Here is a 16,015-nt window from a genome sequence, read left to right as displayed (position 1 = left end):
ATGCTGTTAAGTATGCCACAGTGGTAACATACATCACTTTTATAACATTAATTTGACAATTTACATAAATTATGCTTACAATAAAAGACTTTTACTTGTCAAGAAGATAGGCTATTATTAAAAACGGTAAGGTTACAGCAATTATTAAGGAGGAAGATTACAATGAAGCGTATTTTAGTAATTGGTGGCGGTAGTGCAGGCGTGATGTTTTCTAACAGAATGAGGAACGAGTTTAGTCCCGATGAGGTTGAGATTACGGTCATCGAGCGCAATGAGATGCACGTATATCAGCCGGCTTTCACGCTGGTGGTCTTTGACCTGGATGATCCCAAGAATCTGCTCAGACCAGTGAAGGATCTCTTTTTCGATGGCATCAAACTCGTACATGATGTTGCAGTCAAAATAGACGCAGACAACAGCAAGGTGGTAACAGAAAAACACGGCGAAATATCTTACGACTACCTGGTGGTTGCCTCGGGCGCCAAGTTGTTCTTTGAGGAACCGGAGGGGTTGAAGGAGGGTATCGAGGCCGGCAAGAACGTATTTACATTCTACAAACTCGACGGCGCAATCAAACTAAGGGATAAGCTCAAGGATATGGACGGAGGAACGATAGCGATGTCGGTGTGCGAGATGCCCATCAAGTGTCCTGCTGCCCCGATGAAGTTCATAATGATGGCAGAGGACACAATGAGAATCAAGGGCAAGCGGGACAAGTTCAAGTTTGTCTTTACGACACCGATGCCTGCGGTCTTTAGTAGGGAGCCGTATGCCTCAAAGCTGGTCAGCATATTTGGCTCACGCGGCATCGATACGGTAGCCAATTTTGCACCATCACAGGTTGACTACGACAAGGGCGTCATCAAGGACTACGGTGGTAAGGAGGTCAGGTTTGACCTGCTGTGCATCACGCCTCCGCACGGTGGTGAGGCCGTCATCGAGGAGTCCGAGGGCGTGGGAGATGCCGCCGGATGGGTCAGTTGTGACAAGCACCTGATGGTCAGCAAGAAGTTCAAAAACATCTATGGCATAGGCGATGCCTCCGATTTCCCCACCTCCAAGACGGCATCGGGTATACGCAAGCAGGCCAAAGTTCTGGTGTCACGTCTGAAGGCAGAGATCAAGGGTGAGGTGCCAACGGATACCTATGATGGCGAAATCATCTGTCCGATATTGACAAAGCACAAGCGGGTCATGTTTGCCCACTTTAACTATGAAGAGTCCATCTCGCCTGCCATTGAAAGTTATGGCAATTGGGTGTTAAAGGTCCACATGCTCAGGCCTCTGTACTGGAATCTTATGCTTAACGGGTTGGTTTAGGGCACAACTGCCGGTGATTGTCGTAAAGCATAAATATAACGATTGAGGAGTGAGATATGTCTAAGAAATCTATATTAGCCGCTTCAAATGGCGGCGACAGAGCGGCGGTGCAGGAAAAGATGGCAGCGCAGATAGATGAGATATACGGCAGACTCAAGCTGCTGGAAGGTCTCTATCATGACATCATGCCGGCCCTGGAGAAGATACCCAGGGAGATAAACTCCACCCTGAACGAGCTCAGAACCAAATTTGAACGTGAGGAAACCCTGCAACTGATCAAGGCCGTGGGCGACAACATCCCAACCTTCCTCGAAGCTATAAAGGCGATGGAGGCCTTTACAGGCTTTTTCAAGGATGTCCACCCCGCCGCAGAGAAGATCACAAAGGAACTGGGACCAACCATAAACTCCCTCAGATACGCCTTTGAACGCGAAGAGACCCTCGAACTTATACAGAAAACCGGTGAAAACATCCCGACATTCCTGGACATGTTAAAGACGATGGAGTGTTTTATCGGGATGTTTAAGGATGTCTATCCGGCAACGGAAAAGATCATGAAGGAGTTGACCCCCACTATCAACACAATGAGGTACGCCTTTGAGCGTGAAGAGACCCTCGAACTCATACAAAAAACCGGCGAAAACATTCCAACGTTCCTGGAGATGATAAAGACGATGGAGTGTTTTATCGGGATGTTTAAGGATGTCTATCCGGCAACGGAAAAGATCATGAAGGAGTTGACCCCCACTATCAACACAATGAGGTACGCCTTTGAAAAGGACGAAACCCTCACGCTCCTGCAAAAGACCGGAGAGAACATACCAACTTTTATAAAGCTATTAGACTTCCTGGCGCAGTTTGACCAGAGCGGCGGCTTGGATTACACCTTCAAGAGTGCCTCCGTCAAGGAGACGGAGTACATGATCAAGGGTATGGAGAAGTGCGCCGTAAGGACAATGCAGCAGCTCATGGAAAGACCGCTGAAGCCGGGTATGAAGAACCTCTTCTCATCCATGATGGACCCCGAGGTGCAGAAGGGCTTCATACTGTTGACAACCTTTGCCAGAAACATGCCCCAGTGTATGCTGGATACCATTGCAGAAAGCGAAGAGGTCATCAGAAAAAAGATATAATCGCACGCAGGATGATTCATTTGGTTAATCCCCCTCCCTCTCTCCAGAGGGGCAGGGGGATTTTTTAGTGCGTGCCTCTCTTTCATATGCTAGAGAATTTATTTGGCTCTTTTGTAATTTGACAGTGTCATATTTTAAGTAAACATGGGGATTGTCTGAACCGGTGTGTCCCCTAATAGATTGGATGATATCAAATGGGGTATAAATCAGGTGGCGTTACTGGAATAGCTTGTACCATATGGTCTTTTGAAACTCGATGAAGATGACCTTGGCACTCTCCCTCTCTTTCCACCACTGTTGGAGTTTTACATTTGAGTCTGTTGCCGGATAGACAACCATGGTTATGCCGTTGTTAGCGGCAAGGGGATTGTAGACGTTTCGTGCACGGGCCGTATGGTAATGAGACGTGACCAAAATAAATGACCTCGCCCCCCTGTCCTTTAATAGCCTCATGTTGACCTTCGCCTCTGCCGTCGTGCTCAACTGTGGAAGTCTCTCATCAGACCACACGGCATATTCAGGCTCCACGCCGCTGTCCTTTAGTTGCCTCAGATACAGTTCCGCTATCGTTATCTTCCAATAGATCGGTCCCCCCCAAAACACTATGTACTTACCGTATCCCTTCTTCAGCAGGTCAATGGCTGCCATGAGACGCTCCCCGGTATAGTCCCCGGTCAGTACGACAATGGCATCACAGGGCCTGACGTTGTCCTTATATACAAGTTGACTGGCCAGGTAGTTCAGGATTGGGACGTGAAAGGTATACAGGGCTATCAGAAGCACAACAAGGACAATAGCCGTCCGCTTTACCAGACGCCCCTTGTGCTTTGATCTTCTGTCTATGAGCATCGTCTGATTACCCCTACTGCTGTTGGAGACTCTGCAGACGCTGGCGTAGTTGCCTGTTTTCCTTTTGCAGGGCATACCACTTCAGCGCCTTGTCTATCGTATAGAGTATCTGTTCCTTTCTGAACGGCTTGGTGATGAAGTCAAAGCCACCCTTTTTGAGTGCCTCGGTTGCCGTTTCAAACGTACCGTATGCTGTGATGATTATAACGGGCAGGTCGTTGTCTATGTTCTTTATGGCGCCCAGTAGTTCAATGCCATCGAGGCCGGGCATCTTGAGGTCTGCTATAATCAGCTCAAAGCTGCCGGCTTTAAGCAGATCGACTACCTCCAGGGGATTGTTTGTGGTCGTCACCCCGTAGGGGGTCTTGTCCCTTATGATCATGGACAGTAGCTTGAGCATGTCTGGTTCGTCATCTACTATCAGTATGTTCTCTGGCATAATGTCTCCTCATGTATAAGATTTAAGTTAAAACGTTCGTGTTTAAATCCTCTGTCTTACCGTTTTCTTCTGCTATAACGGTCTCCGCCGGTGTTGCCGGCAACGTTATGATAAACGTTGTGCCGGTCTCTGCCGACTCTTCTGCCGTCCTTGTTTCAAATCGGACAGTGCCGCCATATTTGGTTATTATACCATAGCTGACCGACAAACCAAGCCCTGTCCCTTCACCAACCTTTTTTGTCGTAAACAGGGGGTCAAAGACCTTCAGGCGATGCTCTTTCCGGATACCCTCGCCAGTATCCGCAAGCCTGATCTCAACACCACTGCCGGCATCAATGCTGTCGGTTGACACCATCAAGGCACCCCCGCCCTTCATCGAAAACTCGGCGTTATTGATTATGTTTAATAATACCTGCTGAAGTTCCACCGGGTCTGCACGTACTACAGGCACTGCCTCAGAGAGATTCTTGTGGACGGTTATCTTTTTTAATTTCAGGTTTTTTCCTATGAATGAAAACAGCTCTTCTATGATCTTGTTTATCTCCACAAGCTCGAGTCGGGCATCGAGTTGACTCTGCTCTGAGCAGCGTGCAAAGCTCAGCAGGTTTTCGACTACCCGTTTGGCGTTGTTGGCCTGCTTTTCAATGATCTTCAGGATATCGTAGACGTCCGAATCGGGCGGTATCTTCTCCGAAAGCATGTCGGTAAAGCCAAGTATTATGGCCATGGGGTTGTTTATCTCATGGGCAACACCGGCCACCATTGTCCCCAGAGAGGCAAGCTTTTCCGTGCGGATCATGTTCTGTTCTATCAGAAACTCTTCGGTTATATCACGCGCTATGCCCAGAACCGCATACATCGAACCCTTCTCATCAAGCAGCGGGGTAAAATTTATGCTCAACCAGTAGTCCTTGCCGTCTATGTTGAGGCTGACCGTTTTCTGTTTGCTTATGTTGAAGTCGCAGACATCCCTGATTGCCTTCAGCACAAGCTCCCTTGCCTCAGCGGCAAAGAGGTCTCCAATACCCTTGCCAAGGACCTCCTTGGGTTTGGTCTTGAAAAACAGGTAGCCAAATATGTTCATGGAAAGGATATTGGTGTCCCTGTCAACCGAAAAAATCACGTCGTGGGCATTTTCCACCAACGACCGGTACTGGCGGACGGATTTACGCAGCTCCCGGGTCTTTGTATCTACTTCCGTTGTAAGCGTGCCAGTCCAAGTGGTCAGAATCCGGATTATCAGCACAAACAGCAGGATCAATACCGATATGAACACTCCTCCGATGACAAACTGCCTCAACTGGATAGAGTGAACCTCATCCTCCACCTCACTCAACGGTGCAACCACCGCCACAGACCACGTGTGTGAACTTGCCGAAACATTGACGGGTGTAAACGCTATCAGCTTGGTACAGGCATGCTCACTGCCCCGGTGCCAACCCGATTGATACAGACTCATGCCCTCTTTGCCCATGAGCATAAGCTCACGTTGCAGCCTGTTTATCTGCTCAAAGGACACGTATGACACCTTCTGCTTTCTGACCTCAAAGGCATTCTTGCCAATAAAGCTGGTCTCAGGGTGATACAAAAACAGGCCATTGTTGTCAATCACCCAGGCATATCCGGTCTTGCCGGAGATGATTGTGTCGGCTACCTTACCTGTGAGTGAGTTGACATCCACCGTGAAGACCATGACACCCTTAAAGGTACCCGATTGCTCCCAGAGGGGTGCTGCCATATCCATCAACAGCATGGTCTTGCCACTGGCTGATGGAATGGCGTACACCTCACTCAACAGTACGCTGTTGGGGTCTTTACGGGGGGTAGTGGCTACATTGGCCCAGGTCAGGTATGCACCGTCTCTGGCGGATTGGCTGACCTGGTTGTACTGTGCGTTGTTTAGCACGTAGCTGATACGTCCTTCCTTGTCAATTACCCTGACCAGGAGCAAGCCCTTATCCCTTGAGCTTTCAAGAGACATCCTGAGCTGACGCATCAGATGATCATCCTCGTTATACCGGTCAACAGGCCAGTATCTGATCATCTGGAGTTTGTCCGTCAGCAAATCAACGTTGTTTTTGATTTGCGTTGCCGCCCCCCTGGCTAATAATAACTGCTGGAGGTTGAACTTGGAGATGATAAGCTCTCGCACCTGTGCTGCCGACATCCACTCCAGAAACAGCACCGTCATCATCAAAAGCAGGGTTATTATCAGCAATACCCTGCTTAGATACTTGATGCTGCTCAGGGTAAGATATCTGGAAAACACCCTCGATAAACCCTTGCCCATTGTCTATATGCCCGACTCTAGTGTTTGGCCTTCTTCATTGAAAGCCCCAATCCCTCAAACACAAAGAATATGGCATAACCCCACATTATGGTATAAAACACGTAAAACACCAACAGTCCAACCATCAACATTAGTTTATCAGAAACCTTCTGCGGTTGTATACCATAAAAATTATATGCCGGTTCCACGGCCTTTTTGACCACAGTGTTGACGTCCTTTGCTTCTTTGACTTTTCCGTCCTTTTCGAGCTTTTTGGTCATCTTGGAAAGGGCGCCCCACCAGGCTTTCATGACGGCCTTACCGGGTTGTGCGTACTTGGACTGCAACTGTTCTCCGTTGTTTTGGAACATGGCCTCCGAGTCCTCAAGCACTACCCCAAGGAGTTTGCCCAGTGAACCCTCCACGCTCAGGGCGCCATTGTTGACGCCGGCCTTGACTCCGGCTGCTGTAAACAGCTTACCGGCCAACTCTGCCTCCTCCGGTTTGTCCATGGTAATTGTCACCGATATGGGGCGTTCATCCTTCTTTTTGTTGCCTTCGATCAGGGTCGGGATAAAGTGCGAAGAACCCTTCGCCAGTTTATTAAACATATCGTCGGCATATACCAGACCATTCTTGCCATCACCAAAGACAGGTGAAAAGATGAGAATCAGCAGTCCGAAAAAACAAGCCGCAATCGCTATGCCCTTTACAAAAGCTCCACTATTTTTAATCATAACCTACGCCTCCTCTATGAATTTCTTGAGGTTGCCAAAGAACTTGGCAAATATCCACAGGGCAAAAAAACCAACAACAGCCCAGAACACGATATTACCGGTAACCTCGATGAAGGAACTGACTGATTTGGGGACATTTATCACGTCCAGTTCGGTAAACTTCTTTGGCAGCGTGGTAACCCTGTTGATAAATCCGGCCAATATGGATACGGCATAAAAGCCGCGGATGTGAGCACTCTTAACGACCTTTGTTGTAAGCGCCCCCACCTGGATGCCTATCAACGAACCCAGGAGCATACCCATTGCCAGCGTGTAAAACACGTACCCGTATATGGCGTACTGCGTGATGGCGGCAAAGCCTGCGGTAAATATTATCTGTAGTATATCGGTGCCCACGGTGGTCATCGATGAGACGCCGAATATGTAGACAAACATCGGGAAGGTTATAAACCCCCCGCCAACCCCCATGATGGCAGCCATGATGCCGACTACCACACCACCCAGGGCAACGATCACGCCGGATATGCTCCTGCCACCGGGGACGTAGTCTTCGTCGAACTTTATCATCGGTGGCAGGTTGATGTTTTGCACTTTAATCGTGATGCCTGGTACGCCTGCCTCTGAGCCGCCGCCGTGGACATCGCCGGTATCGGGGGCATTTCTGGTCTTTAAGAAGTCGATCAGCGCATAGGTGCCTAAAAAGCCCAACAGCACGGCATAGATCAGGCTGATAAATGCCTCGCTCAACAGTGGATTAAAGTCATAGAGGGTCTTGTTGATGTATCCCCCGATAAGCGCCCCGAATGTGGAACCAACCAGGAAGGCCACGGCCAGTTTCACGGAGACGTTGCCCAATTTCTTGTGTATGGTGGTGCCCATGATTGCCTTGGCGAAGATGTGGAACAGGTCGGTGCCAACTGCCAGGATTCCCTTGACCCCGGCGGCCATCAGCGCCGGTGTGATGATGAACCCCCCGCCTGCCCCTATGCAGCCGGTGATGAGTCCTGCAGCCATGCCAATTGCTATGGAAACAACAAATATCTTGGTAGAGTAAAATGCCGGACCGTATGCCGTCTTAGCGCCTATAAAGTCTCCGGCCTCCACAAATGCCACCGCCAGTATCGGTATGATACCGGCAAGGAGCAACCACACCCGCTTTTTGTTCTTAACGATGCTCATCGACACCTCATAGTCCCACTTGGCGTGCGCTATGGAAGCCGATTTCAAAACCTCAAATATCCTGCGTCCTATGCCCATTATACCTCCTAAAAGTATGTATATAGTTTTGTTGGTTTATTGTTGCCTTGCTATCCAAGGCGTAACCTGTTATTTGCAGATAACATGCCACCAACAAAGACCACCGTTTTAAGAGGATATAGCGTCAACTACAGACAGGGGGGTGCAATTTCTTATTGCAGGGCTTTAGTGCATGTTTTTATTGCAGCTTTAGGAAAGAATCAGGATGTACAGTTTTTTGCATGCAAGAATTCCTTGCACCCACTTGCCGTAAAAATATCGCGGGGTATTACGTGATATTGGGGGTGTTGCAGCTAAAACAAGGGGGATTGCCCTACTTCATGAAGCGGAGGAACTTGGCTATCATGTCAAGCGCCATGGGGTTGGTGGCGAGGATCAGGAAGATAATAATCAGAAAATATATTTTCATCTCAAGACGCACGGCCTTGAATTCGCCGTCTATTCTCTTGAATTCGCCGTCCATTTTTCCCTCAAGGCGTGTAAACCGCTCGTTCATTTCAAGTCGCACGGCCTTGAATTCGCCGTCTATCCGCTTGAATTCGCCGTCTATCCGCTTGGATTCCACATCCATTTTAGCCTCGAGGCGGGTAAATCGTTCGTTTATTCTGCTTTCCAGCAGGGTCAGTTCTGTTTTTGTGGCAAATTTTTTGTCAATTTCCGAAAACTTCTTTTCAATCAGGTCGGTTAACTTATTGTCAACCTCTGCAATCTTTTTATCAACTTCCGAAATCTTCTTGTCAACCTCCGAAATCTTTTTTTCGATTAGCTCCGAAAGCTCTTTCCTGACATCATAGAACTTTTTGTCAACCTCTTTTCTTAGCTCCGAAAAATCCCTGCGAATTTCGGCGAACTCTTTCCTGACCTCCGCCAGGATTTCCTCTTTGTTGGTCTTCCACTTGTACTCGGTGATATCCGAAATCGTAGTTTCGATGGCGTTTACAACACGTTTGGCGTTGTCATAGCCGATCCCGTCTTCAAATGCCTCATACACGTCTATTGGTAACGTCACTGCCATAACATTTATTATACACCGTCAACGTCTAAATATCAATCCCAAACATCCGCACCACTCAGATCGGGGCTGGCAATTGTCGGATTGGTTGACATTTTCGCCGGAGTTTTCGGATAATAAAGCCATGCGGATTAAGTTAAACGGTGAGGATTTCGTCGTTGAACATGGAGCTACCGTTGGGCAGTTGCTTCAGGCCATCGGGGTACAATCGCAGGCGGTGGCCGTAGAGGTGAACCTGCAAATCGTCAGGCGCTCCGAGCATCAGGCACACACCCTTAAAGAAGGCGACTCCGTGGAAGTCGTCAACTTCGTAGGCGGCGGGTAGTCGTCCGGAAAGAAGGTCGGCAACCCCGGCATCGGTAAAGATAAAACCTAAGAGACGTAAAGCAGGGGTAGCACCCAAATCAATCGTGGTCATGCAGCCATTTTTATGGACACTAGAGTGTTAGATATCTACAGCGTCGGGATGTTAGGTTCTCTGCTGGGGGTTTCGTTTCTGGCGGGGATCAGGCTCTATGCCACGGTGCTTGCCTGCGGATTGGGGATCAGGTACGGGCTTATCATCCTGCCTGGGCATATGTCTGAGCTTAATATGCTGGCACAGCCACCTGTGCTGATTGTCGTTGGTGTGCTTTGCGTCGTGGAATTCCTTGCCGATAAGGTTCCATGGGTTGACAGCACGTGGGACTCCATACATACGATCATACGTCCTGTGGGCGCTACCCTCCTGGCAATGGAGGCAACCGCCGGTGTTAGACTGGACCCGATTCTCTCCCTTCAGATATTACTGTTATGCGGAGGATTGTCGTTGTCATCACACTCGGTTAAGTCCGTGGTGAGATTGATGGTAAATCAGTCTCCTGAACCCTTCAGTAACTTCTTCATAAGCGCCGGGGAGGACGTCTTTGTTGTAGGAGGGATATGGTTTTCTATCAATCATCCAATATTAACGTTGAGCTTTGTAGTTATATTCATGCTCGCATTCATTTTTTTTACCCCGCGCTTATATCGCTGTCTGATTATAGAGTCCTCGGCAATATTGGCCCTGATCAGAAAACTCTCTGGTACAGCGCCTAAGGCGCCGGAGACGCTCGCCCAACATGATGGTTCAATAGCCGGCTTTGTGGACTACCTGCACAACAAAAACCTCATACAAGACAACAACGTACCCTTTCTCCACTGCATCTCCGGCAAGGGCGTTAAGATTGGCCGAAACTACAGGGGACTGTTGTGTATGACTGGCGATAAACTGATCTTCGTCTGCAAAAAGGCCTTCAGGTTTAATCACACAGAGATTCCAATGGCCGACATCAGGGATACAAGATACAAGACAGGTCTGCTCTTTGATACCTTGTCCATCTATGCTACCCACGCCATGCACTTTCAGCTCCTTAAGGGCCACTACGACAACACACATATATCCAGATTTACCTCTGCAACCTCATAAAAACGGTATACTGAAATGACACAGTTTTTTCAGGCATGATAATTGAGTGTGAAATAATGGGGTCAAGGGGACTTGGGGTGGCTCACCCCTCCCCTTGCAGGGGGTTCTGAAGGGCCAGGAGCGTCCTGGAGCGAAAAAGAAGCGGAGCCGCCCCTTTATTTCTTTTTCTTTTATACAGCGGAGTCGCCGACTTCTTGTATCTCTGCCGGATCTTTATCTTGAGAGAATACTCCCATGCTTGTAATTTTTTTGTAACGTTCTTGCAACAGCACGTCTTTTGGGATTTCCCTGAGCGTCCTGAGCGTATCTACGATGTATGTCTTGACAAGTCTTGCGGCCTCATCCATGTCGATGTGTGCCCCGCCCAGGGGTTCACTGATTATGCCGTCGATGACGTTAAATGCCAGTAGATCGGATGCCGTAAGCTTCAATGCCGATGCTGCCCGCGAAAAGTCCTCCTGTGTGAGCTTGTCCGACTCCCATAGGATGGCCGCACAGCCCTCCGGTGAGATCACGGAGTAGATGGCGTGCTCAAGCATCACGAGCCTGTCTGCCACACTGAGGGCCAGTGCCCCGCCGCTTCCACCCTCGCCTATGACAATCGATATCACGGGCACGCTCAACAACGAAAGCTCCAGGAGGTTTGTGGCAATGGCCTCGGCCTGCCCCCTCTCCTCCGCCCCTGAACCGGGAAATGCCCCGGGGGTGTCAATGAGCGTCACTACCGGAATGTCAAAGCGCTCGGCCAGTTTCATCAATCGCAGTGCCTTTCTGTAGCCCTCCGGATGGGGTTGACCAAAATTCCTGCCGATGCGTTCCTTTGTGCCGCGCCCCTTCTGATGTCCCACTATCAGCACGGAGTGGTTGTCGATGGTTCCAAAACCGCCGATGATCGCCGGGTCGTCGGAAAATCTGCGGTCACCGTGCAGCTCAAGGAAATCCTCCGTCAGACGCTTTATGTAGTCAAGCGTGTATGGACGCTCCGGATGCCGCGCCAACTGACACTTCTGCCATGGCGTCAGGGACGCTATCAACTCCTGCCGTCTCTGATTAAGCTGCTGCTGAAGCACTTGCACCTCACACTCAACCACGGGGTCACGCTCCTGTGTCTGAGTTGCAATGGCCTCCAGTTTAAGCTCCAGCTCCTCAAGGGGTTTCTCAAAATCCAGATAGGTTCTCATTATGTTTGCATTATTTTTTGAGTTTATTTAATATTTTAGTCGTGGCTAATTAAGCGCAATGGCACCCTTGCACGTGATACCCTCGATCTCATTTAACACCCCCTGGTCATAACCTACACTGTAGGATGTCATGATTGTCACCTCTGAGCCGTTCCAGGGGAGCCTAAGATACACCGGTATCTTGCCCTTGACATTGCGCCCAAGCACCTCTCTCAGACGCCCAAAGGTATCCCCATTACATGGGATGCGCGTGAGGTCTATCTCTATCTTTGAGAGCCTCTGCGCCAGGACGGCAGAGATGTCCGATACCTCATTGACGATCACCTTGGCCCCCTTTTCGGATATTTCGAGTTTGCCCCTTACCACAACAACGATATCCTTTTTGAGCAACTCCTGCACCTTTCCAAGCGCATCCGGATAGACGACACACTCCACCCAGCCATCATCATCCTCGAGGGTAACAATGGCCATCGTGCGCTTGTCCTTCAACTGCTTTTTCTTAAACGATGCCACGATGCCCGCCACGCTGACCTCCGTACCACTTACGCATTCCTCCAGGGCGGCGGTCTTTGTCAGGTGCAACTGACGCAAGAAGCCCTCGTACTTTCTCAGCGGATGACTGGTGATGTAAAAGCCCAGCGCCTGCTTTTCATACATGAGCTTATCGGCCTCCTCCCACTCGCCGTTATCCCCGTTGTTGGCTGAGACCTCAGCGGGACCGCCAAAGAGCGACGGCAACGCACCCTTGCCCGATAACAACCCGTCAAGCTCCTGCACTGCCCCTGCCCTGCTCCGACAGAGGCTGTCAAAGGCACCGGCCTTTATAAGACTCTCTGTTACCTTTTTGTTGACCCTGACACGGCGAAAGAAGTCCTCAAGACTCTGAAAATGCCCCTCCTGCCTGCACTGGAGTATGGTCTCTATGGCACTGCCACCAACCCCCTTGACGGCCTCAAGACCAAAGAGTATGGCCTTGCCCACGATATTAAACCGGCTACCGCTGTTGTTTATATCGGGGGGCAGTATGTCTATGGACATCTCCTGGGACTCCTTGATGAACTTGACTATCTTGTCCGTGGTGTCCTCGCAGGAGAGGTTGGCGGCCATGAACTCAACTGGGTAGTGCGTTTTTAGGTAGGCCGTCTGATACGAAAGATATGCGTATGCGGCCGAGTGCGACTTGTTAAACCCGTACTTTGCAAACATGGCCATGAGATCAAATATTTTGACGGCCATTTTTTCTGCTATGTTATTTTTTATGGAACCGGCGACGAACTCGTCTTTGAGGCGGTCCATCTCCTGGGCGATCTTTTTTCCCATTGCCTTTCTGAGGATGTCGGCCTGTCCCATTGTGAAGTTGGCGAGCTTGTTGGCGATTCGCATGACCTGTTCCTGGTACAGGATGACGCCGTAGGTCTCATCGAGGATGTCCTTTAGCTGCGGCAGATCGTATGTGACAGGCGTTTGTCCCTTTTTGCGTTTGATGAAGTCATCCACCATGCCGCTGCCAATGGGGCCGGGGCGGTACAGGGCAACCAGGGCAATGAGGTCCTCAAAGCGGTTGGGTGACATCTTGATAAGGATGTCCCTCATCCCCGGACTCTCCAGTTGAAACACGCCGGTGGTCAGACCACGACTTAACAGATCGTATGTGTCTTTGTCGTCAACGGGGATGTCCTTGAGCACGAGGTCGATCCCGCGCTCTGTGAGGTACTGCAGGGTCTGCCTGAGCACCGTCAGGGTCTTGAGGCCCAGGAAGTCAAACTTCAACAGGCCGATCTTCTCTATGGACCCCATGTCAAACTGCGTGATGATGGCGTCTTCTGAGGGGTTCTTGTACAACGGCGTGTAGTCGGTCAACGCAGTGGGCGAAATAACAACCCCTGCGGCATGGGTAGAGGCATGTCGGCACAGCCCCTCCAGGCGCATGGCAATGTCTACGAGGCGCCTGACATCGTCCGACCTGTCGTAGGCGCTCTTGAACTCGACCTCTGCCTCGAGGGCCTCCTTGATGGTGATATTGAGTGTGGCCGGGATGAGCTTTGCAATCCTGTCCACCTCGGCGTAGGGCATTCCCAGAGCCCTGCCCACGTCACGCACTGCCGCCTTGGCAGCCATCGTCCCGAAGGTGATGATCTGTGCGACGTGGTCTTTGCCGTAGCGCTCGGCCGTATAGACGATGACCTCTCCACGTCTGTCCTTGCAGAAGTCTACGTCTATGTCGGGCATACTGATGCGGTCGGGATTGAGGAACCGCTCAAAGAGCAAGTTGTACTTTATCGGGTCTATGTCGGTGATATCCAGGCAGTAGGCAATCAGCGAACCGGCCGCCGATCCCCTGCCAGGACCAACGGGGATGTCGTTGCTGCGTGCGAAGTTTATAAAGTCCCACACGATTAAAAAGTACGAGGCAAAACCCATCTTATTGATTACCTTCAGTTCGGTGTCAAAGCGTTCGGTGTACTGGGCGGATGGTTGTGTGCCTATCTTTTTGGCTAGTCCCTCCAGGGCAAGCCCCTGTAGATACATCTCAGCCGTTTGGGAGCCTTCTATGTAATACTGGGGCAGCATGTTTTTGTACAACTGGAAGGATAGGTTGCATTTTTCGGCTATTTCCAATGTATTGAAGATGGCCTCCGGGGTTTCGGCAAAGGCCTGCTTCATCTCCTGCGGGGATTTGAAGTACAGTTCGCTTGTCTTAAACCTCATTCTGTCGGTATCGGTGATGGTCTTTCCAGTCTGTATACACAGGAGGATGTCGTGTGCAGTGGCGTCATCTTTGCGCAGGTAGTGGCAATCGTTGGTTGCCACGAGCTTGACGTCAAGCTCCTTAGAGAGGGCGATGAGTTTTCTGTTGACGTCGATTTGTTCGGCTATGCCGTTGTCCTGGATTTCAAAGTAGAGGTTATCGGCCCCCATGATTTCCATGTATTTGATGGCGGCCTCTCTGGCCTCCGTCATCATGTCTCGTTGCAGGTAGAATGGCACTTCTCCCTTGAGGCAGGCCGTCAGAGCAATCAATCCGGTGCTGTGTTGCTGGAGCAGTTCCATGTCAATGCGGGGTTTGTGGTAGAATCCTTCGGTGTATGCCTTTGTGACAAGCGTGACGAGGTTCCTGTAACCCTCCGTGTTCTTTGCCAGCAGGACGAGGTGAAAGTACGATCCCCTGGTGTCGCTCTTGTTTCTTTCGTGGCGACTGCCCTTGGCGACGTATAGTTCGCATCCGATGATAGGTTTAATGCCGGCATCTTTGGCCTTCTTGTAGAACTCGATAGCCCCAAACAGATTGCCATGGTCAGTGATGGCCACTGCAGACATATTGTACTGCATCCCCATATCGATAAGTTCGCCGATCCGTATAGCCCCATCCAGCAGGCTGTACTCGGTATGCAGATGAAGCGGGACGTAATCTGACTGCTGCATAACGTAAATATTAACACAACTGTCCCCTGAAGTCAATATCAAAAAAAACAGGGTACCGTGAGCAAATCATTGGCCGATTTATCAAAGCATGAGGGTATCCTCTTTATATTTCATGGTAACTATACTTTTAGGCATCCTGGATTCCTGGTCAAGCCAGGCAATGACCCCTGTTCGAGCCAGGGGCAGGCACACTTGAAAAACGGCTGTAACTGTCATTCCTGCGAACTATGTCCCTGGCTTGAACAGGGAAGGGAGCAGGAATCCATAGTCTTTTACCGTGAAAATTTTATTGAGTTAAGACACAAAACTCCCCCTCCACCGTCCATGACAGTTTTTTTGCAATGATTCTATGTCTTATTCCTTAGAGCCTCTTGCAAAACTCCTAAATTTAAATGATATTTTAGCCCTCCCTATGATAAAATAAATCTCGTAAAAACATCTTAAATCATAAGGAGAGCATATGTTAATAGAGAGTATAGAGCCTCTTGCAAAACTCCTAAACTAAACCTTTTTTAGTTCTCTTTGTGCTATAATATAACACCTAAATATAATAGCCTAAAAGGAGAACAAATGTTATTAGAGAGTATATCATGGTTAGCAGGAAATATACAACGGGTACTGTTCCCAGAGTTGGAAGAAATACTTACCGATCCAATAACCAAGAAACAAAAGCAGTTAGTTACAATCCTGGAGATAGTTCAGATAGAAAGACATATGTGGTGGGTAGACAGTCAATGCATAGGTCGTAAACTCAAGGAGAGGTATGCAATTGGCAGAGCGTTTGTAGCCAAAGTTGTCTATAATTACCCTACGACAAGTCTTTTGATAGAATCTCTAAAAACGATGCCAAATCTGAGAAAGATATGTGGATTTGCTAAAATACAAGATATACCATCAGAATCAACATTCTCACGTGCTTTTGCTGAATATGCACTACATGGGATAGGT

Annotated in this window: 13 protein-coding genes; 5 read left to right on the top strand and 8 right to left on the bottom strand. The window is 49.4% G+C overall.

Translation table 11 applies throughout. From position 1 onward, the window contains the following. Window positions 1-162: 162 nt before the first annotated feature. Both Mcas_RS07175 and Mcas_RS07170 read left to right on the top strand, forming a co-directional pair. Window positions 163-1,320 carry an NAD(P)/FAD-dependent oxidoreductase gene (locus tag Mcas_RS07175; RefSeq protein ID WP_040334854.1) on the top strand — a complete coding sequence of 386 codons (1,158 nt, stop codon included), beginning with the start codon at window positions 163-165 and terminating at the stop codon, window positions 1,318-1,320. Between the two features lie 56 nt (window positions 1,321-1,376). Continuing rightward, on the top strand, window positions 1,377-2,453 hold the full coding sequence (locus tag Mcas_RS07170; protein ID WP_040334853.1) for a helical membrane plugin domain-containing protein: 1,077 nt from the start codon (window positions 1,377-1,379) through the stop codon (window positions 2,451-2,453). Between the two features lie 216 nt (window positions 2,454-2,669). Here Mcas_RS07170 and Mcas_RS07165 read toward each other — a convergent pair whose 3' ends face one another. From Mcas_RS07165 to Mcas_RS07140, 6 genes are all read right to left on the bottom strand, one after another. After that, window positions 2,670-3,302, bottom strand: a complete 633-nt coding sequence (locus Mcas_RS07165) for a YdcF family protein (RefSeq protein ID WP_040334852.1) — start codon at window positions 3,300-3,302, stop codon at window positions 2,670-2,672. A gap of 13 nt (window positions 3,303-3,315) precedes the next feature. Further along, window positions 3,316-3,741 (bottom strand): response regulator, encoded by a 426-nt coding sequence (locus Mcas_RS07160; RefSeq protein WP_040334851.1) that lies wholly within the window; start codon window positions 3,739-3,741, stop codon window positions 3,316-3,318. Between the two features lie 22 nt (window positions 3,742-3,763). Next, the gene (locus Mcas_RS07155; protein WP_040334850.1) at window positions 3,764-6,031 is read right to left on the bottom strand and encodes a sensor histidine kinase; all 2,268 of its coding nucleotides are present in this window, start codon (window positions 6,029-6,031) and stop codon (window positions 3,764-3,766) included. 17 nt (window positions 6,032-6,048) lie between these two features. Further along, window positions 6,049-6,747 carry a hypothetical protein gene (locus Mcas_RS07150; RefSeq protein ID WP_040334849.1) on the bottom strand — a complete coding sequence of 233 codons (699 nt, stop codon included), beginning with the start codon at window positions 6,745-6,747 and terminating at the stop codon, window positions 6,049-6,051. A 3-nt stretch (window positions 6,748-6,750) separates the two neighbouring features. Beyond that, window positions 6,751-8,004, bottom strand: coding sequence for a sulfite exporter TauE/SafE family protein (locus Mcas_RS07145; RefSeq protein ID WP_040334848.1), 1,254 nt, complete (start codon window positions 8,002-8,004; stop codon window positions 6,751-6,753). A 313-nt stretch (window positions 8,005-8,317) separates the two neighbouring features. Next, window positions 8,318-9,019, bottom strand: a complete 702-nt coding sequence (locus Mcas_RS07140) for a hypothetical protein (RefSeq protein ID WP_040334847.1) — start codon at window positions 9,017-9,019, stop codon at window positions 8,318-8,320. Between the two features lie 121 nt (window positions 9,020-9,140). Here Mcas_RS07140 and thiS point away from each other — a divergent pair, with 121 nt between their 5' ends. Both thiS and Mcas_RS16505 read left to right on the top strand, forming a co-directional pair. After that, window positions 9,141-9,341, top strand: coding sequence for a sulfur carrier protein ThiS (gene thiS / locus Mcas_RS07135; protein ID WP_040334846.1), 201 nt, complete (start codon window positions 9,141-9,143; stop codon window positions 9,339-9,341). Window positions 9,342-9,446: 105 nt separating this feature from the next. Further along, window positions 9,447-10,463: a DUF4126 domain-containing protein gene (locus Mcas_RS16505; RefSeq protein WP_052566976.1), complete on the top strand. Its 1,017-nt coding sequence runs from the start codon at window positions 9,447-9,449 to the stop codon at window positions 10,461-10,463. Between the two features lie 170 nt (window positions 10,464-10,633). Here Mcas_RS16505 and Mcas_RS07125 read toward each other — a convergent pair whose 3' ends face one another. Further along, window positions 10,634-11,644, bottom strand: a complete 1,011-nt coding sequence (locus Mcas_RS07125) for an acetyl-CoA carboxylase carboxyltransferase subunit alpha (RefSeq protein WP_040334845.1) — start codon at window positions 11,642-11,644, stop codon at window positions 10,634-10,636. 45 nt (window positions 11,645-11,689) lie between these two features. Then, window positions 11,690-15,067: a DNA polymerase III subunit alpha gene (locus Mcas_RS07120; protein WP_052566975.1), complete on the bottom strand. Its 3,378-nt coding sequence runs from the start codon at window positions 15,065-15,067 to the stop codon at window positions 11,690-11,692. A gap of 570 nt (window positions 15,068-15,637) precedes the next feature. Between Mcas_RS07120 and Mcas_RS07115 the strand changes: the two genes are divergently transcribed. Beyond that, window positions 15,638-16,015, top strand: a 378-nt coding sequence (locus Mcas_RS07115) for a transposase (protein ID WP_040334844.1), incomplete at its 3' end; no start/stop codon positions are given.

Source organism: Candidatus Magnetobacterium casense (assembly GCF_000714715.1).
Classification (GTDB): domain Bacteria; phylum Nitrospirota; class Thermodesulfovibrionia; order Thermodesulfovibrionales; family Magnetobacteriaceae; genus Magnetobacterium; species Magnetobacterium casense.
The sequence above is the reverse complement of the archived record's forward strand: the minus strand, read 5'-3'. Positions and strand labels throughout refer to the sequence as shown.